Source organism: Cetobacterium somerae, from assembly GCF_022430525.1.
Taxonomy (GTDB): domain Bacteria; phylum Fusobacteriota; class Fusobacteriia; order Fusobacteriales; family Fusobacteriaceae; genus Cetobacterium_A.
In genome coordinates this window covers 326,705-347,008 of sequence record NZ_CP092519.1, presented here as the reverse complement: position 1 = coordinate 347,008, position 20,304 = coordinate 326,705, and the positions used below count along the sequence as shown (strand labels likewise).

Below are 20,304 nucleotides of genomic sequence, written 5' to 3'. Positions count from 1 at the left end.
ATATATAATTCTCTTAAAAAAAGAGAGAAGAGACTTCTCTCTAAGTTTAAAGGAATTATTTTCCTCCTTCTGTTGGTTTTGCTGGTGTATAAACAACAGTTAAAGTTCTTTCTCTTGAGTTGTGGTGAATACCTGTTTCTATCCCAGTTTTTAATAATTCAGTTTTAGCTATAGTTGATGTTACTCTTCCTACGTGCTCTGTATCATCAGCTCCAGTAGTATGAGTATATTCTTTTGAAGACACTTGAGTTGCTCCACCAGTTAAAGTTAATGCTGATGTTAGTGTGCTTGCAGTTGAAGTTCCATTTTTTGCTAATGTTGTTGTTGCCTCATCTAATTTTACATTTAAAGTTCCTGCACCAATTTTTGTAGGTTTAGTTCCATCAAATCTTTGAACTTTAAATAGTTTGTATGCTACTGAATCACTTGTTGCCGCACCTTTAACTATTCTTCCGTGGTCTAATAATAATTCATCAATAACTGTTCCTGCCTCATCAGTTATAGTAAGTCCTGTAGGTGCAGTGATTATCTCAGCTATTACCTTTACTGGTACTGATGCTTCGCTATCTGTCCCTGGATTTGCTGCAAATGCTGCAATTGATAATGCCATGATTCCGAATAAAACTTTTTTCATTTTAATACCTCCTAAATTTTCTTTTTATTTTTTATTTTGTTCCCATATATATCAAGTTTATTTGATATCAAAGTTCTTTCTTAGTAATATCCTCATATGTTGAAGAATCTCTAAGCCTAACTCCAACTACATCTCTTTTTTTCATATTTTTCATAGTTAAAGTTATTTCATCTGTTTTTCCAATTCCAATTCTACCTTTTTCCACTGACTCATGACTTTCATTTCCATTCATAACATCTATGTTATACCAAATTCCTCTTTTAAGAGTATTGTTTTTAACTTTAAAAGATACCACTGCTTGTCCCTCGTTATTTTCAGTAACTTTTAAATTAGTTATTTCTAACTTTGCTTTTAAATCACCAACATAACCTATAACTTCTATATTTACATTAAGTCCTATGCTTGCTGCTGCTGCAACACTTTTACCATCATCTCTTGTGATATCTGGTACAGGAACTGATTTAAAATTTAAAAATGTTGAGTATTCTCCTTCTGGAGTTCCCTTTGGAGCTTTTACAAAAACTTTTAAAACACTTTGACTTTTAGGTTTAATTGTTATTATTTTAGGGTTATATTCAACCCATTTATCCATATGACCTCCGTATGTTCCTGTTCCTGGAAGTGTACTTACTTTAAATCTTTGTGTTTTTGTGCTGTTATTATACATTATGAACTCTTGATACCCTCCACTGGCATCGATACGTTTTTCGAAAAACGTTGGTGCAATATGAAATGAAAATGTTACAGAAAATGTTAATAAAAATGTTAATAAAATTTGATAAGTTTTCCTCATCTTGTTCCCCCCTATATTTTTTATAATTTCGAATCTTTATACTTTTTGTTTTACACTTTTCTTTTAAAAAATTTAAAGTAATAAAAAAACACTTAGCCTTTGTAATCTAATTTACAAAAGATAAGTGCAACTGGCTGCCATTTTAGAGGCCCTATAGCTTTGCGTCCTGCAGTTTCCTACAGTTTGCCGTATTTGAAATACTAATATATCATCTTATTTATTATATTTCAATTAGAAATTTTTTAAAAAAAATAAAAAAATTTTTCTAGATATGTTCTAATTCAATAAAATATTTATAGTTCCTTTTTTTATTGTTAATATAAAATATTTTTCTATATTATTTAAGTTTTTTTATTATTATGATATAATTTTTCAAATTAGGGGAGGTGTTAAATTGATTAAATCTTTTTTTCTTTTTTTTCTCATTTTTTTAAATATATTCCCATTTGAATTTTCAAAAGATGAAAAATTATGGATTAAAAATAATAAAAATAGAATATTTTTAATTGATATATACCATCCAAACCATGTCTATTTATATCAAAAAAATTCTGGTGAATTAGCTGGCGTTTATATGGAGTTTTTTGAAAAACTAGAACAAGAAACTGGATTAAGATTTAAAATACAATCAACTAATAAAATGAAAATGAAAAATTTATTAAAAAATGGAGATGGAGATATTCTTTTTAATGTTGCGAAAACTCCCGAAAGAGAAAAAAATTATTTTTTTATTCCAACTTATAATACGTATAATGTCGGTTTATTTACAAAGAAAAATAAATCTTTAGATTTAAATAATCTAAATAAATTTAAAATTGGTCATATTGATGGAACTTCTGATTCTATATTAACTAAAGAGTTTTATCCAGATTTAAAAAATTTAATATCTATTGAAGATAATGGTAATTTTGGTTTTTCATCATTAGAAAATAACAAAATAGATGCTATTATCGGCAAAAGTAGTAATGATGTTTTTAAAAATTATAATTTTATTCCTTTAAAAAATATTCCATCGTCACAACTTTGGTTAGTTGTAAATAAAAAATATCCCATGTTAAAAGATATTATTGAAAACTTTCAAATTAATTTTTCTGAGAAATATGTTGTAGATTCCTTAAAAAAAGAACGTCTTATTTTTTATAAACAACTTTTAAAAAATGACCCACTTATTGATAAATTAAAACATAGATACAAGCAACTTAAAGTTTTACTGCCCACAAATAATGAAATAGTTCCGCTTCTTTATCTATCTAAAGGAAGTTATCATGGATATGTTATTGATCGCCTTAAAGAATTATCTTATTTAACTGATATTCCTATCAATTATATCCAAAGTCCTAACGATAACTATGATATTAAAGCTATTGACACAGATTTATTTAATCTAAAAAATAAATTTTTTATTCCATATTATGAATCTCAATTAGCTGCTTTTACTCTTACAAATAATAATTTTATCGATTCTTATTCAGATATTAAAAATAAAAAAATTGGATTTATCTCTTCAGAAGAATTAAATAAAAATTCTATAAAAAAAATAATTACATCGAACGATTTTAAATTTTTTAAAAGTACAAAATCAGCTTTAAATGCACTTTTAAATAAAGAGATTGATTATCTTTATGGAGACTTTAAAATCATATCTATGTCTATCTCTAATGAATATTTAGAAAATGAGATAAAAGTTGCTGGATTTTTTAATAAAATTACTCCCGTTGGATTTGGAGTAAAAAATGATTCTGATTTAGCTGATTTTATAGATAAACTTTTTCCTAGTCATCTATCTGAAAGCAGGATTCTTTATAGTGAATTAGTTATACCTAAAAAATTATCTCCTAATTATAAATATTTTATAATTATGTTTTCCATGTCTTCTATAATTATTCTAACTCTTTTTTATTTTTTAAGAAAAGCTACTATTGCTACTAAGAAAGAGCGTTTAATAACTAGAGCATTAGTTGAAAGCTTTGAAGCTGCCAATGAATTAAATGATGAAGATACTGGAAATCATATCCTAAGAGTTAACTTTTATTCGAAATTTTTAGCTGAAAAGCTAAAATGTCATAAAAAATTTATTAAAGAGATTAGTGAATATGCTTCACTTCACGATATTGGTAAAATTGGAATTCCTGATTCAATTTTAAAAAAACCAGGAAAGCTATCTCCTTACGAATTTGAAGAAATGAAAAAACATGTTCTTTTAGGAAAAAAACTTATTGATAAAATGCAACTTGGAGCTGTTGCTGAAAATATAGCTCTCTATCATCATGAAAAATGGAATGGAAAAGGATACTGTTATGGTTTAAAAGAAAATGAAATACCTTTAGAGGCTAGAATTGTAGCTATAGCAGATGTTTATGATGCTTTGCGTCAAAAAAGAGTTTACAAAGACGGTTTTTCTCATGAAGAAGCTGTTGAAATAATAAAAAAAGAGCGTGGACAACACTTTGACCCCACTCTTGTTGATATTTTTTTAGCTTACAATGAAGAATTTAATAAAATTTTTATTGAACATTAATTTTATTGAAAACTATATCCCAACCTTTTTGATTTTTTTCTAAATCATAGGGTTTAAAGCCAAAGTCTAAATATATTTTTATAGCTACATAGCTACATGTTTGTGTGGAGAGATATAATCCCTCTCCCATTTTTTTATCTTTAAATATTGAAAGTAGTTTTGATACTATAGCTTTTGCTAACCCTTTTCCACCATGTTTTGGATCTACTGCAATCCAATGTAATCTATAACTTTTATTTTTATCTTGTGGAAAATACTTTCCCTCCCAAATAGCCCCTGTTCCTACTAAGTCTCCTTTACTATCCTTAATAAAAATCATACTTTCTTTTAAAAAATTTTCATTTTTTAAGAATACATCTTTAAAATAGTTTTCTCCTTCAAGTCTTTCAAGTATATGCTTAGATGAAAGTTGAATTTCAATCCATTTATTCATCATTCCTGATTCATACATTACAAACTCATATCCCTCTGGAAGTTGTTTTTCATTAAAATCTAAATTCTCTTTAGTCATAATCAGATGTATATTTTCTACGCTTCTATCCATTGCTCTCCCCTTTTTTTAAAAAATACAACATAAATATTGTTGATGCTACACCTATTGATAATGCTATTAAAAAGCCTATTTTATTTTCTATTAATGGTAATATTATAATACCTCCATGAGGTACTATTGATTTTACCCCTAATATCGATGCTGCTCCAGCACCTATTGCTGCTCCAATAACAGTTGTTGGTAATACAGAAATATCTCTTGTTAAAAATAATAGTGCTCCCTCTGTAATCCCTAAAAACCCTAAAAGTATAGATATTACTCCCGCTTCTCTCTCAGTTTTAGAAAATCTATTTTTTAATATAAACTGTGATAATCCCAAAGCTAAAGGAGGAGTTGAAATAGCCACTGCTATTGGTCCCATTATATCTCCTCTGCCATACTCAATAGTATTTACAGCATAAACATATGCCACTTTATTTATTGGTCCTCCTAAATCTACTCCTATAAGTCCACCTAAAACAAAATTTAAAAATACATTATTCTTATCATCTAAACTATTTAAATAGATCCCAAGTTCATCTAATATAAATTTCATTGGTCCTTGGAAAATATAATAAAAGCCCATTCCTACAACTAGAGTTGAAAGTATTGGAATTATTACTAAATACATTATTGAAGAAACTTCTATAGATATCTCTATTTTTTTTAAAGTATTTATAAAATACCCTAAAACTACCCCAACTAATATTCCTCCAAACATTCCAAGACCAATTGCACCAGACAAATATCCTAAAATAATTCCAGGAATAAATCCTACACTTCCAGCTATCTCTTTTGCTATGTATGCTGCTAAAAGAGGTGGTGCCATTAAAAAACTATATCCACTTAAATCTTTTAAAAATTGATTATCTGTATATAACGATATTACTGATAAAATTCCACCAATTATAAATACTGGTATAACTTGAATTATACTTTTTAATATCCTTTTTCTCATAAAAAAACTCCCACGTACTTTTTTATTAAATAGTATCATGGGAGTTTTATTTCATCAATATATTAATAAGTTTAAACTACTGTTTCTTAAATTTCTTTAAAATATTTACCATTATTGCACTTATCAGAGATCCTACTACAATCGCAATAATAAACATTAACTTATTGTCTACTACTGGTAATACTATTGGTCCTCCATGAGGTGCATGATCCGCAACTTTTCCTATTGCCGCTATAACTGCTCCAACTCCACTTCCAACCATTATAGATGGAATAACTCTAAATGGATCTGCTGCAGCAAATGGTATCGCTCCTTCTGTGATTCCAATTAATCCCATTGCAAAAGCTGCTTTTCCAGCTTCTCTTTCTCCAACTTCATAGTTCTTAGGTGCCATCATTGTTGCTATTCCCATACCAATTGGTGGAATACAAATTGCAACTGCAATTGGTCCCATCACTGTTGGAACTCCTTGAGTTATCATTGCTGAACCAAATAGGAATGCAACTTTATTTATTGGTCCACCCATATCAAAAGAAATCATACATCCTAAAATAAGTGCTAAAAACACTGATCCTGCTTCCATTCCTTTTAATACATCTGTTAACATATTCATAAATCCACTAATAGGTGCACCTATGAAATACATTATAACTCCAACTAAAGATGTTGAAACTAAAGGTATTACAAATATTGGCATAATTGGCTTTAATCCCTCTGGAACATTCCATGATTTTACCCATTTAGCTATATATCCTGCAGCGAAACCGGCAACCATACCACCTAAAAATCCTGCTCCAACTGTATTTGCTAAAGCACCACCAACAAGTCCTGGAGCAAGTCCTGGTCTATCCGCTATACTCATCGCTATATACCCTGAAAGAATTGGTATCATAAGTCCAAATGCTGCAACTCCTAAATCTAACATCGATTTAAAGAATGGATTTGTTACATCTGCTCCTGATCCTGCTTTTATTCCTGATAATGCTATTGAAAGAGCTATTAAAACTCCTCCACATACTACTAATGGTAACATATGAGAAACACCATTCATTAGATGTTTATAAATTCCAGTTTTTTCATTTTTTGGAACTTCTTTTTTCCCATTAGAAGAAGATTTATAGATTTCTCCCTCTCCATTTAGTGTCTTTTCAATTAACTCTTTTGGAGCTCTTATAGCTTGTTTTACTGGAACTTGAATAACTTTTTTACCTGCAAATCTATCCATATCTATTGTCTTATCTGCTGCAACTATAACTCCTGTAGCTCTTTTTATATCTTCAGCTGTCAATTCATTTTTAACTCCAACGCTTCCATTTGTTTCAACTTTTATCTCTACTCCTAACTCTTTACCTTTATTTACTAAAGAATCAGCTGCCATGTATGTATGAGCAATTCCTACTGGACAAGCTGTTACAGCAACCACATAACCATCTCTTGATTCTACAGATTTTACAGTCTCTTTTTTCTCTTCATTTAATATATTTAAAATTTCATCCTCTGTTTTAGCATTTTCTAACTTTTCTCTTACTTCATCATCTAAAAGTTTATTTGTTAACTTCGATAATGTTTCTATATGAGAATCTGTTGCATCTTCTGGAGCTGCTATCATAAAGAATAGTTTTGATGGCTCTCCATCTAAAGAATTAAAGTCCACTCCTTCTGATCTTCCAAAAGCTACCGCTGGTTTTTTCACTGCCTTTGTTTTTCCATGAGGAATTGCAATTCCCTCTTCTAATCCTGTTGATGATGTAGCCTCTCTAGCCTTTACAACTTTTAAAAACTCATCCTTATTTTCTAATGCCCCACCATTATCTAAAACATCTACAAGCTCTTGTAGTATCTCATCTTTTGTTTTACCTGTTAGTTTTAGTTTTATATACTTTTTTTCTAACATTTTTTCACTCCCTTATTTTCTTTGTCTTATGGTCTCACTATACATTATTTTACTTTTTTCTGTCAAATTTGCTATTTTTAAATTTTTGTTTCGTCTATAATATAATTTTTATTTTTTTATTATCTATTTTTTATATTTTGTTTCGTCTATTTTCATGATAAAATATGTAAAAAAAATTAAAAATTTTTTTTAACGGAGGTTATATATTGAGTTTTAAAATTTCTAACCAAAATATTATCTTTAATACGAGAACTTCTAAAATTGAAAATACCATTTTTTTAAACATATTAAATAAAGTAAACAGTGATTTAAAAGAAACTATTATCTTAGAGTCTAAAGAATTTAAAAAATTAGACTCTCAAGATGTTATAGAAGCTCTCAATGGACTTATGACTAAATATATCTCTTATTCGTTCATTGATGAGTATGATAAAAATACTTTTTCACAATTTCCTCATATTAGTTACTTTAGCAAAATTGATGATGTTTTTTATATAACCATCCCTCCTATGATAGTTAATGCTTTTAAAAAAAATAGTATTGAAAGTTTTTTATCTTTAAAGACCTTTTTTTACTTTAGACAAAAATCTTCACATAATTTTTTTAATCTAGTTTTAAAAAATAGCTCAGAAAATATAAATCTAGTTTTAAGTATTGAAGAGCTAAAAAATATCTTTAATGTAAAAGAAGAAGCTTATGATCGTTTTTTTGATTTTGAAAAAGCACTATTAAAACCCTTAGTAGAAAATATAAACTCCTATTCAAACTACACCCTTATTTATAATAAGATAAAAAAAGGAGAATCTAAAAATAACAAAGTTACTGCTATTGAATTTATTTTAAAAAATAACTCTCTTATTGAAAAAAGTGCTGAAACTAACTATTTAATTCAGCTTATCAAAAGTAATATTGAAGATTATAAAAAGATTTGGGAAAGTATCAACTCATCTATTAATGATATTGGATTTATTCAGTGTAAAAGAGCTATTCTTTTCTTAAAAGAAAATAATCTTACTCTTTCAGATAATGAATTAATAAACTATTTGAAAAGAAAAGGTGAAAACATTGAAGAGATTTTACAACTGAATAACCATACACTTATTAAAGAGAAGGTATCTTTATACAAAGATGTAACAACTTTTACTAAGACAATCTATAATATAATGATTGGTTATAACTTCTATTACTCTTTAAATTTTAAATTTTTAAAAGATATTAAGGAATTTAAAGAGGGGGATACTTTCTTTTATAGAGATGAAAATTATATTGTCTTTGGAACATATATTGAAAATCGTGGAAGTTTCAAAATTTTCCAAACTCAAAATTAATATTTTTTAGATATAATAAAAGAAGCTAGGTAAACTAGCTTCTTTTTTAAAGTATCGCTGCTATACTTCCAAGAGATATTATTCCTTCATATCCCATAATAACAACTATAGCTATTCCAAATATTGTAAGTATAACTGAGTGTTTGTAATCTCCTACTATCTCTTTTTTTCTTGAAGCAAGCAGTGTTATTCCTAAAGTTATTGGTAAAATTAAACCATTTAAAGCTCCTGCTAATAACAATAACGAAACTGGTTTTCCAATACTTGCCATAACCAATGTTGATAATAGAATAAATCCTATTATAAATCCCTTTTCATGTTGAAAAACAACTGGAAAAAGTGTCTTTAAAAATGAAATTGATGTATACGCTGCACCTACTATAGTTCCTAATGATGATGCTAATATAACGACTCCAAATATTTTATATCCTACAACTCCTGCCCCTTGCATGAAAGCCGAAGCTGGTGGATTCTCTGGATTTAAGGTAGCTCCCGCTGAAACCACTCCTAAGACAGCTAAAAACAGAACTATTCTTATAATTGAAGCTATACTTACACCTATTAACAAACTTTTATCTATATTGTTTAAATTTTCTTTTCCTTTAATATTTGCATCTAATAACTTATGACCTCCTGCAAAAATTATATACCCTCCTATAGTTCCACCAAGTAAAGTCAATAATGAGAAACTCAAATCTCCATAAGACTCTGGAAATACTGCACTATAAGCTGCTTCTGAAATTGGTGGCTTACTCTCTAAAGCCACGTAAGATATTACTAAAATCATTAAAACACCCAATATTTTAGTAAATTTATCTATTATTTTTCCAGCATCTTTTGAAATAAAAATTAATGCTCCCACTCCTCCTGCTAATAGCGCAGAATATGTAAGATCAATTCCAAATAATACATTTAAACCTAGAGCTGCTCCACCTACATTTCCTATATTAAAAGCAAAGCCTCCTAAAACAATCAATATCGCTATTAAATATCCTAACCCTGGAACAATTTTATTTGCTAAATCTTGCCCTCTTAATCCTGAAACTCCAATAATTCTAGAAATATTCAATTGAACTATTAAAGTTATAATTATTGAAACCAAAATAGAAAATGCAAAGTTAGCTTTAAATTGTTCTGTAAAAATTGATGCTTGAGTCAAAAAGCCTGGTCCTACTGCTGACATCGCCATTAAAAAAGCGGCACCTAAAACAGCACCACCACTCTTTGAACTCATATTATTTTTCATAAAAAAATCCCTCCGTAAATTGTAACAAAATAACTTGCTCAGTTATTATATACCTTTGTTACTTCTTTTACTAGAGGGTATTTCAATTATTTTTTATATTACATATATCTTAATTTTAGATATATTCCTGCTACTACTAAAGTTTGTATTGCTATTAATGCACCAAACTTTAAGAATTTTACGAAATCTATTTTACATCCTGATTTTCCTGCTACACCAACTGCTACTACGTTTGTTGCAGAACCAAGAATAGAGATGTTTCCACCTAAACACGAACCAAAAGATAATGCCCACCAAAGTGCATCTGTATGAACTCCTTTAAATGTAGGAGCCATAACATCTATGATTTTTGAAACTGTTGCAGCGTTAGCAACGTTTCCAATTACTGATGTGAATAATGCTGATAACGTCATAATAGACATTGTTGCAAACTCAAAGTTTCCTTTAGTTACTGCAATCATCTTGTCACTAACCATATCAATAACATTTATTTTTTCGATTCCTAATACCATCATAAATAATCCAATAAAGAAGAACAGAGTATCCCACTCTACGTGCTTAAATATATCTGCTGGTTTTCTTTTTGCTATTGTTACAAGTAAAAATGCTCCACTTAAAGAGATTATTGCAAGACCTTTATTTATAAAGTTATTTAATACAAATCCAAGAATTACTAATGCAAAAATTGTTCCTGCTTCTCTTAAAAGTTTTTTATCTTTTAAACTTCTACTTGGGTTCATCTCCATAATTCTAGCTTTTAACTCTGTAGAAACATGGAAATCTTTTCCATAGATGAAATAAACATTTGCTAGTAATATTACCATTGATATTATTGCAACTGGTGATGTATTAAATAAAAATTCATTAAATCCTAATCCACTTTCATGACCTATGATCAGTTGTGTTGGGTCTCCAATTAGTGTTGCTGTACCACCTATATTTGCTGCCATTATCTCTGTTATTACAAATGGGAATGGATTTAACTTTAACTCCCCTGCTAACAGTATTGATATTGGTGCCATTAGTAAAATTGTTGTTACGTTATCTAAAAACGCTGAACAAACTGCAGTTACTATTGCAAGGAAAACTATAAGTAAAAACGGTTCTCCTCTAACAAATTTTGCTAATGTAATAGCAAACCACTGGAACACTCCTGTTTCAGATATAAGATGAACTATTATCATCATACCAATTAATAAAAATAAAATCTCTAATCTACTTGCTATAGCGTGTAGTGCTTGTTCCTCATTAAAAATACCTACCATTGACATAGCTAATCCACCTAGCATTGTTGCCCATGCTCCAGGTACCTTCTCTGTTATGATACAATAGAACACTGCTATAAAAATACCAAGCCCTAATATTAAGCTTAACATAAACCTTCACTTCCTTCTTATATATGTAATATTTTTCTTATAATATCTGATCTTAAAATAATTCCAAGATACTTTCCACTTTCAACAACATATATTCTAGTAACACCACGGTTCATAAATAAATATGATACCTCCATTAACGAAGCCTCTCTATCTACTGTTACAACTCCTTCTCTTCTATATAACTCTTCTATTGTTGTTGTTTTTTCATTTATTAGATAGTTTTCAAATGGCTCTCCCACAGTCATGAAGTTTAAGTCATTTAAAATAGTTGTGTATTTAGGCATTCCAAATGCAATTAGCTCTCTTTCTGTTATCTCTCCCAAAAAGTTATTATTCTTATCTACCACAGGAATTCCACTAACCTTTTCCATTATTATTATTTTTGCAATGTCCTCTAATGTATTAGTTTCTTTTACTGGTTTTGGTACATTAGTCATTAAATCTTCTGCTGTAATATTATGGTCTACTTCAATATTTGCAGCTTCTAATATTTTTATAGTTTCAACAGGATCTTTTTCCTCAATTATTCTATCTAAAATAACTTTGTTTTTCATAGCTAATTTAGATATACCTGACATTATTTTCAGAATCTTTTTTCCTTTTAAAACATCAGCTATTACAAGTATAACTATTTTTAACTCTTCCTCTTTGTTATCAATAGTTTTTACCATAACTGGTTTTTCTGGAAATCCTATTGCCACTAAGATATCATCATAATGCTCTAATCTTGCGTGTGGTACTGCAACTCCATATCCTAAATATGTTGATGCTTCTTCCTCTCTTTTTAGAACAGCCTTTTTCATAACCATTTTTTCATTTTTCAATGATTTGTTGTTTTCAACAAGTTGATCTAAAAGATTTTCTACCAATTCGTTAATATTATTTCCTTTTATGTTTGGAATAATTACTTTTTCCGATAGATAGCTAGACAGCTTCATTGGAACACCTCCGTTTTTTTACACTTATTTATCTTTTGTTCATTTTTAGTATAGCACATTTTTTCAAAAAGTAAATACCTTTTGAATCATGAGTCAACTTTTTTTTTATTTTTTTGAAGGAACCCCTTCTATTATTTAGTATAATATGTTGAAAAAATAACTTATTTTAAAAGGAGAGATTAATTATGAAAAAATTATTAGCTATGTTAGCTTTATCTTTAGCAATGGTGGCTTGTGGAGAGAAACAAGATACAACTCCTAATGATCCAAATCCACCTGTACAGACTACTGATCTTGCTCAACCAGCTCAAACTGTTGATTCTCAAACTACAGATAACGCTAACCAACCAGTTGAAGCTATTGAAGAAACTGTTGTAGAGGAAGTTACTCCTGCTACTCCTGCAGAGATTAAAGCTGCTGAAGAAGCTGCTGGTAAAACTCCCGTTCAAGCAGTAGAAGAAACTGTTGAGGAACAAGTTCAAGCTGTAACACCTGATTCAACAACTAAAACTGCTCAATAAGAACTTAATTCTTTTAACAACATATTCCAGTTATAAAAAAATACAGGTCTCTATTAAGAGCCTGTATTTTTTTCTGTTAATTTTTTTATAAAATTCAGGTCTTCTATAGGTTTACTAAAAATATATCCTTGTCCAATATCAACATTTGCTTTTTCTAAAAATTCTAGTTGTAACTTTGTTTCTATTCCTTCTGATACAATTTTAAGATTTAAATCCTTTATAAGCCCAATCAAAGCCATATATATATTTGATGCTACTAAATCTCCTTTTGTTCCAATAGCATCTAATATTCCTTTATCAAACTTTACTACATCTAAAGGCAATATAGGTAGTAAGCTAACTGTAGAGTGACCTGCTGTGAAGTCATCCATTGATAAAGAAATATTCATTTTTTTTAATTCGTTTATTTTTTCTAATGTTGTTTTTAAATTTGTTGAAAAGATGGATTCAGTTATTTCAATCTCCATATAATCTCCTGAAACTTTATTTTCTTTTAATAAAGCTTTGACTACTGAAACAACATCATCTCTTTCTAATGATTTCATTGATAGATTAAAAGACATTCTAAAGTTTTCATCAATTAAATTATTTTTTTTCAAAATACTTATAAATTTTATTCCTTCATTCGCTATTTTGTAGTCTATTAAATGTATTAAATTAATCTCTTCAGCTATGGGAATAAACTCTCCTGGGGATATAAAACCTAACTTTTCATCTTTCCATCTCGCTAATACTTCAGCACCAACAATATTTTTATTTTTTATATTAAATTTTGGTTGATATACTCCATATAATCCACTTAAATTCTTATTTCTTAAAAGAGATTTTATCGAATACTCTCTTTCTTTTTTTTCTATTAACTCATCTGTTGCTTCAACATAATAAAAATTATTTTTTTTCTTTACCTCTTCCATTGCCATATATGCGTATTTGAAAGATGTTTCTAAATTTTTGTTATAATTTTTATAAAATCCTATACTTAAATCTACTTGATAACTTAACTTCAAAGAGTGCATCTCTTTTTTTAATTCTTCTAATCTTTCAATTAAAAATTCTTCTTCACTAAAAATATAAAACTCATCTCCTGAAACTCTATAAATATTTTGATTTATAAATATCCTTTTTAATTTATCTGCAACTATTCTAAGAATATCGTCTCCTGAACTTTGTCCATATTTATCGTTTATCTCTTTAAAATTATTAATATCTACCACTATTGCATAGCCCTTTAACTCTTTTTTCTCATCAATAAAATTTAGAAATTCTACTCTATTTGGAAGAGATGTAATTAAATCTTTTTTTAATTCTTTTGTTATTTTATGATTCAAAAGCATTTTATATATAGAAATCATTCCAAACATAAGAGATATCGCTAGTAATAAGTATAAAATTTTATTAGTTAATTGGAATCTTTGATACTCATTAAAAGCTTCCTGTTTTTTTACTATATCTGCTTCTTCCTCTATTCTTCTTATACTTAAACCATTTTTTATCCCTTTATTTATTATCTCTTTTAATATTTCATCACTTTTATATAACCCTAGAGATATTGGAATTTTCATAAATTCATCAACCTTAAATTTACTAGTATCCATTTTATTAATATCAAATAAAAAAGCTGCATTTATAGTATAATTATTTAAAGAATTTTCTAATTCATCATAATCTTTATAAAATAATATATCATCTTTTAAATAATACTCTTGGACAAAACTTTCCTCTATCGATCCTTTTACAACACCTATTTTAGTATTGTGAGAAAAAAAACTTGATACTTTATACAACGTAGGATTATATATCGGTTCAGTGAAAATAATATCCTCACTCCATTCCTTATTTTCTGGAAGAGGTACTACTCTAATTTTTTTCTCTAAAAAATCATTGTATATATTATTCCAATTATTATTTCTATCATTTACAATTTTAAAATTTATACCCGTTCTCTTAGAAAATCTTTCTATAAAAAATGGAATAACTCCAATAAATTTTTTCATATCTTTTGAATAATAACTTAGAGTATTATTAGGTTCTAAGGCTATTGTTATTTGTGATAAGTTTTCTAAATATTTTCTCTCCTCTTGAGTTAAAGATTTCAAAAATTTATTTTTATATATCACATTGGATTGTTTCTCTAAATATTTTGCAATATCACCTTGATATTTCTCTAAAAGAGCATTATTTACTATTGCAGTTAAATCATTTAATTTTTTTTGTAACCCTATAGATATATCTGGAAGATAACCTATTTTAATTGTATTTTCCCAACCTACAACATTGTATTTAGAAGTCAGGAATATTCCATCTTTTTCTAAAAAGCTATCTTCAACTTCAATTATATTAACTTTTATATCATTTCCTCTTAAAAACTTTTTTAAGTATCCTGTATAAATAGAGTCTTTTGTAACAAATATATCTTGTTCTTTTAAGCTTTTTAAATCTTTCAAATTGTATTTTTCTATATTTGAAGTAGCCAAATAGATTGAATCATCATATAGAGGTAAGCTAAATACACTATTTTCTTTTCTTTCCTCACTTTGAGTTATAGATCCTAAAATATCAATCTCTTTTTTACTGTACATTGATAGTAGTTCATCCCAACTACCCTTTACTACTCGTATGTTTAAACGTAAATAATTTTTAAATAAATCTTCTACTATAGTATTTAATGATTGATTATCTATAATAGTATTATCAAAGTCTGTTGCTTTTAAACCTAAAACTAATTGAGTATCTCTATAACTTTCTAAGATTTTTTCCTCTTTAATATTTTTAGGTATATAACTAGCAGCTAATAAAATTTGAGTCAAAAGAAAACATAATATAAAAACCTTTAGCATTCATCCTCCTATTTTTTATAGATAGACTTTTATTATATCAAATCCTACTAAAAGGGTCAATTTAATACTGTGGTTTTTATTGAGGTTTATTTACCAGCTTCCGCCTCCACCTCCACCAGCTCCACCTCCTGATGAACCTCCACCCATAGATGAACTTCCACCTCCAAAATTACTTGGAGCTTTTGGTGCTGACAACATAGTGTCATTAAATGCTGATAACGAGTTATTAAAGCTACCCATAAAGGCTCCTAAAACAAAAGCATTTCCTATATTAGATCCACCATACCATTGAGGTGGTTCAACTACAAGATCTTTAAATTTATCAGCCCATATACTACTAACTCCTAAAACTATAGTATAAGGAAGTATGTTGTAAAAATAACTAGGGTTTTCTTCTAATAACATCTCTAATTTTCTTTTTTCTGCTGTTTCTAAAAATCTTTTGAAACCTAGTATTTTTCCTAAAATTTCATTTCCATATTGTGTTTTACTTTTTATTTTTCCACTTATAGCTAATGTTACTAATACTGATACTCCACCAAATATGATAGTTAACATCGTATCTAATCCCTGTCCAGCTCCAAAGTAATAAAAATATCCAAAACTAGCCGCTACAATAAATAAGATTGATGTTCTAACTGTATTTCCTGCTCTTAAACTTTTAGAACTATACAGAGTTTTTTTACTCATAATTAAATCTATTTCCAAAATTTCAGCTGCTTTATCAATATGCTTATAAAATCTATTCCTTAAATCCTTGATATTTAATCTATTTTCAGAATTTTTATATGCTGATAGTGCATTATACATATATTTTTCAAACTCTTTCTCTGTTTCTATTCTATCTTTTAAAAATTCTATTTCAAATTCATCCTTTGTAAAAATTCCACCTTTTTTTACTTCATTAATTTTTAAATATCCTTTATTAGCCCAATAAAAAATCAAGCTTGTTAAATCCTTAGAATGTATAATTCCATCTATATAATATCCAATCTCTGTTGGTGTAAGATTATCCGGAGGATAAAACTCAACTGTTTGAATAACGCTATTTCTATCTTTATATTTTCTTAAAAGATTTAAAGCCATTCCAGGAATAATAAGATATATTAAATATAAAACACTCTTAAATATATAATAAGTTATTTTTTGGTCTCCAAAATCAAAATATCCCTCTGGTAATGGTAAAGCTATTGTTACACTCTCCTTTGGATTTAATGTAACTGTTGTGTAACCCTTAATTGTGTTGCCATCTACACTCCATTTAACTCCATTAGTATTTGTACTACCATAATTTCCTAAAGTAAAATTTATTTTTTTAGCATCAAAACTTTTAGGCAGCTCTATAGAAAACTCAACTTTTTTTATAGTTGTATCCCAATCATTTCCAATTAGATTATAATACACTTCATCATAACTAGAGTTTCTATCCCATCCTATACTATATCTATATTTTATTATATAATCTTTTATTCCTGTTAAATATCTATTAGGATCTCCTAATCTTAAGTAGATATAGTTCCCTTCGTCTTTTGCTGCTGTTTGGACATTTGTTTGTATATTAGTAACTTTTATTTCTTTTCCATTGAATTCTTCTGGAATTACTCTATATATACCTCTTCTTGGCTGTAAAAAATCCACTCTTATATTTTCGTCAACATTATAAATATTTTTTTCATCTATTTTTATATTTACTTTATAGTTATCAATTATATATCCTGCATCTGCAAAAATAGTTGTAACTAAAAGAAAAAATAGACTAAAACTGAACTTTAACATTTTGTCTTTCCTCTTCGTTTTCAACTTTAAAGAATGGATACTTCTTAAATCCAAAGTTATTAGCCACTATAACACTTGGAAATGTTTCACACATTGTATTGTAAACTCTAACACTACCATTGTAATATTTTCTTGCCTGTAAAATATCCTCTTCTATTGCTACTAACTCTCCTTGTAACTTCATGAAATTTTCATTTGCTTTTAATTCTGGATAATTTTCTGTTAAAGCAAAAAGTTTTCCTAAAGCACCTGTTATCATATTTTCGTTTTCTATTTTTTCTTCTGGCGTTGTAGCAGTCATATATCTGCTTCTTGCTGCTATTACAGCTTCTAATGTACTACCTTCATAATTTTTATACCCTTTTACAGTTTCTACTAAATTTGGTATTAAATCATATCTTTTCTTCAAGTATGCATCAATTGTTGAAAAAGCTTCTTCTACAAAATTTCTTTCTTTAACTAACTTATTGTATACTCCTATAATGAATCCAATTAAAATAACTACCAATACTATAAACACTATTCCTAAAATCATAACTTCCTCCCTATTATTTTTTTCTTTTATGTATTATACTATATTTATTTTTAAATCCTTATGAAAACTTTTTATCTGGAGGCTTTTTGCATGAAGAAAAAAATTTTTACATTTTTAGGTTTTCTATTTTTAGGTTTTGGAATCATCGGAGCCTTTTTACCTATTATTCCAACAGTACCATTTATATTAATTGCCGCATATTTTTTTGAAAAAAGTTCAGAAAAATTTTATAATTGGTTACTTAATAATAAATATTTTGGTGAACATCTAAAAGATTATAGAATTAATAAAGGAATCACTAAAAAAAATAAAATTATTGCTATAGCATCAACAATTTTCGGAATGACTTTAGGAATGTTTTTTATGCCATTTATTATTGGAAAAATTTTACTTTTGTTAATTCTTGTCGGTGTTATTTTTCATATTATCAATGTTGATACAATAAAAAAATAGGTTATAGTGATTTTAACTTAATTCACTATAACCTTTATTTTATTAACTCCCTATAAACATTTGTGTCCAAATATTATTTCCATACTCATCTCTTGAAACTCCCATCTCTTTAAATCTTGGATTTAGAATATTTTTTCTATGTCCTGGAGAATCCATCCATGATTTCATAACATATTCTGGTGTATTTTGACCTTTTGCTATATTCTCTCCAGCAGTCATATAATCTACTCTATGTTTTTTCATTAAATCAAAAGGTGTTCCATAAATAGGTGAGTTGTGACTAAAATATCTGTTTTTATGCATATCATCAGACTTTATTTTAGCTAGTTTATTTAACTTTGAATTTAATTTCATTGGACTTAATCCTCTACTAACTCTCTCCCTATTTACTAATTTTAAAATAACTTTTTGATCCTCATTAGCTCCAAAAACTAATGTTCCTAAAAGAAAAACCATTATTCCTAGTAATTTTTTCAATTTTGCCTCCCTACTATAGTTTTCTATAATATATCTTAGCAAAATCTCTTTTATATCTCCAATTTTATTTTTCTTCTAATTGAGCTTTTACATAGTTTGGTAAAGCAAATGCGGCAATTTGAATATCAGTATTATAATATCTAGTTCGAATATCTAACTTATTCCATTCTTCAATTTTACAATCTAAAGTTGGATTATATTTTTTTGATGCAAATCCAAATAACCAATGTCCTGATGCATATGTTGGTTGATGAAACTGATAAACTTTTGCAATAGGAAATATTTTTTTTATTTTATTATGAGCTTTCTTCATTTCTTGAGAATATCTTTCATAATATGGTGATTCGTGTTGATTTACTAAAATTCCGTCCTCTTTTAAAACTCTATAACAATTTTTATAAAACTCAGTTGTAAAAAGTCCTTCTCCAACAGAGATTGGATCTGTTGAATCAACTAATATTAAATCATAAGTTTCACTCGAACACTCCTCTACGAATTTTAATCCATCTTGAAAATATAAAGTTACTCTTTTATCTTCTAATTTATCTGCTGTAAACGGTAAAAACTTTTGAGATAATCTTACAACTCTTTCATCTATTTCAACCATATCTATTTTTTCTATAGTTGAGTATCTTGTAAGTTCTCTCACTGTACCACCGTCTCCACCACCAATTACTAAGACTTTTTTTATATTCATATTTGTACACATTGGAACATGAGTTATCATCTCATGATATATAAATTCATCTTTTTCAGTTATCATTATCATTCCATCTAGTGTAAAAAATCTTCCATATTCATTCGAAGTAAAGAAATCTATTTTTTGAAAAGGTGTTTCTTCTGAATATAAATGTTCTTTAACTTTAATAGAGAATCTTGTGTCCTCTGACCATTTTTCTGTAAACCATAAATCTAACATGCTATTCCTCCTCTGGTTTAAAAGTTATTTTTCCTAGCTCTTTTTTTGAGTAATTTCTAATTTTATCTACCATTCCTCTTGGAACCTCTATTGATTCACTTCTATCAGATTTAAATACATCCTCTAAAAATTTAAAAGCTGTCCACGGATCTATCTTATCACCACAAGTAAACACATCAACTGCTGCATATCCATATTCAGGCCAAGTATGAATAGCAAGATGAGATTCTGATATGATTACAGCTCCTGATACTCCATATGGATTAAAGTGATGAAATACTGATTCAACAATTGTAGCATTTGCTATTCTTGCTGCTTCATTCATATGTTCTTTTATTAGAATTGGATTTTTTAATATCTCCTCATCACAGTTATAAAATTCAATTAAAATGTGTCTTCCTAGTGTTTCTAATTTCAATTTCTTCCTCCCCAAAACAGTTTTTTAACAAAAAATTAAATTTAAATATTAAAATATTAAACTTTTGTTTAAAAAAATATATTTAAAATTTAATATTTTAAATATCACATATATAATATCATCTCTTTATTTTTTGTCAATTGCTTTT

The 20,304-nt window shown here is 27.8% G+C and carries 18 protein-coding genes and 1 riboswitch; of the genes, 4 read left to right on the top strand and 14 right to left on the bottom strand.

Features of this window, described 5'->3' with window-relative positions:
• Positions 1-55: 55 nt before the first annotated feature.
• A complete protein-coding gene (locus MKD34_RS01510) occupies positions 56-634 on the bottom strand; it encodes a hypothetical protein (protein ID WP_240219422.1) in 579 nt (192 codons plus the stop codon).
• 67 nt (positions 635-701) lie between these two features.
• A complete protein-coding gene (locus tag MKD34_RS01505; RefSeq protein ID WP_240219421.1) occupies positions 702-1,427 on the bottom strand; it encodes a fimbrial biogenesis chaperone in 726 nt (241 codons plus the stop codon).
• Between the two features lie 122 nt (positions 1,428-1,549).
• Positions 1,550-1,625: riboswitch (cyclic di-GMP riboswitch) on the bottom strand.
• 196 nt (positions 1,626-1,821) lie between these two features.
• Between MKD34_RS01505 and MKD34_RS01500 the strand changes: the two genes are divergently transcribed.
• Positions 1,822-3,945, top strand: a complete 2,124-nt coding sequence (locus tag MKD34_RS01500) for an HD domain-containing phosphohydrolase (protein ID WP_240219420.1) — start codon at positions 1,822-1,824, stop codon at positions 3,943-3,945.
• On the opposite strand, the gene MKD34_RS01495 is transcribed toward MKD34_RS01500, so the two are convergent.
• The 3 genes from MKD34_RS01495 to MKD34_RS01485 form a co-directional block, all read right to left on the bottom strand.
• The gene (locus MKD34_RS01495) at positions 3,932-4,489 is read right to left on the bottom strand and encodes a GNAT family N-acetyltransferase (RefSeq protein WP_240219419.1); all 558 of its coding nucleotides are present in this window, start codon (positions 4,487-4,489) and stop codon (positions 3,932-3,934) included. The genes MKD34_RS01500 and MKD34_RS01495 overlap by 14 nt on opposite strands.
• Positions 4,482-5,435: a PTS fructose transporter subunit IIC gene (locus MKD34_RS01490; protein ID WP_240219418.1), complete on the bottom strand. Its 954-nt coding sequence runs from the start codon at positions 5,433-5,435 to the stop codon at positions 4,482-4,484. Before MKD34_RS01490 ends, MKD34_RS01495 begins: the two co-directional genes overlap by 8 nt.
• A 76-nt stretch (positions 5,436-5,511) precedes the next feature.
• Positions 5,512-7,329 carry a PTS fructose transporter subunit IIABC gene (locus MKD34_RS01485; protein WP_240219417.1) on the bottom strand — a complete coding sequence of 606 codons (1,818 nt, stop codon included), beginning with the start codon at positions 7,327-7,329 and terminating at the stop codon, positions 5,512-5,514.
• A gap of 206 nt (positions 7,330-7,535) precedes the next feature.
• Here MKD34_RS01485 and MKD34_RS01480 point away from each other — a divergent pair, with 206 nt between their 5' ends.
• Positions 7,536-8,657, top strand: a complete 1,122-nt coding sequence (locus MKD34_RS01480; RefSeq protein WP_240219416.1) for a replication initiation protein — start codon at positions 7,536-7,538, stop codon at positions 8,655-8,657.
• Between the two features lie 46 nt (positions 8,658-8,703).
• Here the strand turns inward: MKD34_RS01480 and MKD34_RS01475 are convergent, their stop codons facing one another.
• From MKD34_RS01475 to MKD34_RS01465, 3 genes are all read right to left on the bottom strand, one after another.
• The gene (locus tag MKD34_RS01475; RefSeq protein WP_240219415.1) at positions 8,704-9,903 is read right to left on the bottom strand and encodes an NRAMP family divalent metal transporter; all 1,200 of its coding nucleotides are present in this window, start codon (positions 9,901-9,903) and stop codon (positions 8,704-8,706) included.
• Between the two features lie 98 nt (positions 9,904-10,001).
• Entirely contained in the window at positions 10,002-11,279 is a 1,278-nt protein-coding gene (locus MKD34_RS01470; protein ID WP_240219414.1) for an ArsB/NhaD family transporter, read from the bottom strand.
• Positions 11,280-11,296: 17 nt separating this feature from the next.
• A complete protein-coding gene (locus MKD34_RS01465; protein WP_240219413.1) occupies positions 11,297-12,220 on the bottom strand; it encodes a CBS domain-containing protein in 924 nt (307 codons plus the stop codon).
• 185 nt (positions 12,221-12,405) lie between these two features.
• Between MKD34_RS01465 and MKD34_RS01460 the strand changes: the two genes are divergently transcribed.
• A complete protein-coding gene (locus tag MKD34_RS01460; RefSeq protein ID WP_240219410.1) occupies positions 12,406-12,741 on the top strand; it encodes a hypothetical protein in 336 nt (111 codons plus the stop codon).
• Positions 12,742-12,794: 53 nt separating this feature from the next.
• On the opposite strand, the gene MKD34_RS01455 is transcribed toward MKD34_RS01460, so the two are convergent.
• The 3 genes from MKD34_RS01455 to MKD34_RS01445 all read right to left on the bottom strand — a co-directional run bounded on the left by MKD34_RS01455 (position 12,795) and on the right by MKD34_RS01445 (position 17,889).
• A complete protein-coding gene (locus tag MKD34_RS01455) occupies positions 12,795-15,578 on the bottom strand; it encodes an EAL domain-containing protein (protein ID WP_240219408.1) in 2,784 nt (927 codons plus the stop codon).
• A gap of 90 nt (positions 15,579-15,668) precedes the next feature.
• A complete protein-coding gene (locus tag MKD34_RS01450; RefSeq protein ID WP_240219406.1) occupies positions 15,669-17,354 on the bottom strand; it encodes a DUF2207 domain-containing protein in 1,686 nt (561 codons plus the stop codon).
• Positions 17,335-17,889: a LemA family protein gene (locus MKD34_RS01445; protein WP_240219405.1), complete on the bottom strand. Its 555-nt coding sequence runs from the start codon at positions 17,887-17,889 to the stop codon at positions 17,335-17,337. Before MKD34_RS01445 ends, MKD34_RS01450 begins: the two co-directional genes overlap by 20 nt.
• 90 nt (positions 17,890-17,979) lie before the next feature.
• On the opposite strand from MKD34_RS01445, the gene MKD34_RS01440 reads away from it, so the two are divergent.
• Positions 17,980-18,342, top strand: coding sequence for a YbaN family protein (locus tag MKD34_RS01440; protein ID WP_240219403.1), 363 nt, complete (start codon positions 17,980-17,982; stop codon positions 18,340-18,342).
• A gap of 42 nt (positions 18,343-18,384) precedes the next feature.
• Here the strand turns inward: MKD34_RS01440 and MKD34_RS01435 are convergent, their stop codons facing one another.
• The 3 genes from MKD34_RS01435 to speD all read right to left on the bottom strand — a co-directional run bounded on the left by MKD34_RS01435 (position 18,385) and on the right by speD (position 20,156).
• Positions 18,385-18,819, bottom strand: coding sequence for a CAP domain-containing protein (locus MKD34_RS01435; protein WP_240219401.1), 435 nt, complete (start codon positions 18,817-18,819; stop codon positions 18,385-18,387).
• A 64-nt stretch (positions 18,820-18,883) separates the two neighbouring features.
• Positions 18,884-19,738: a polyamine aminopropyltransferase gene (gene speE, locus MKD34_RS01430; RefSeq protein ID WP_240219400.1), complete on the bottom strand. Its 855-nt coding sequence runs from the start codon at positions 19,736-19,738 to the stop codon at positions 18,884-18,886.
• Between the two features lies 1 nt (position 19,739).
• Entirely contained in the window at positions 19,740-20,156 is a 417-nt protein-coding gene (speD, locus tag MKD34_RS01425) for an adenosylmethionine decarboxylase (protein ID WP_240219399.1), read from the bottom strand.
• Positions 20,157-20,304: the final 148 nt, after the last annotated feature.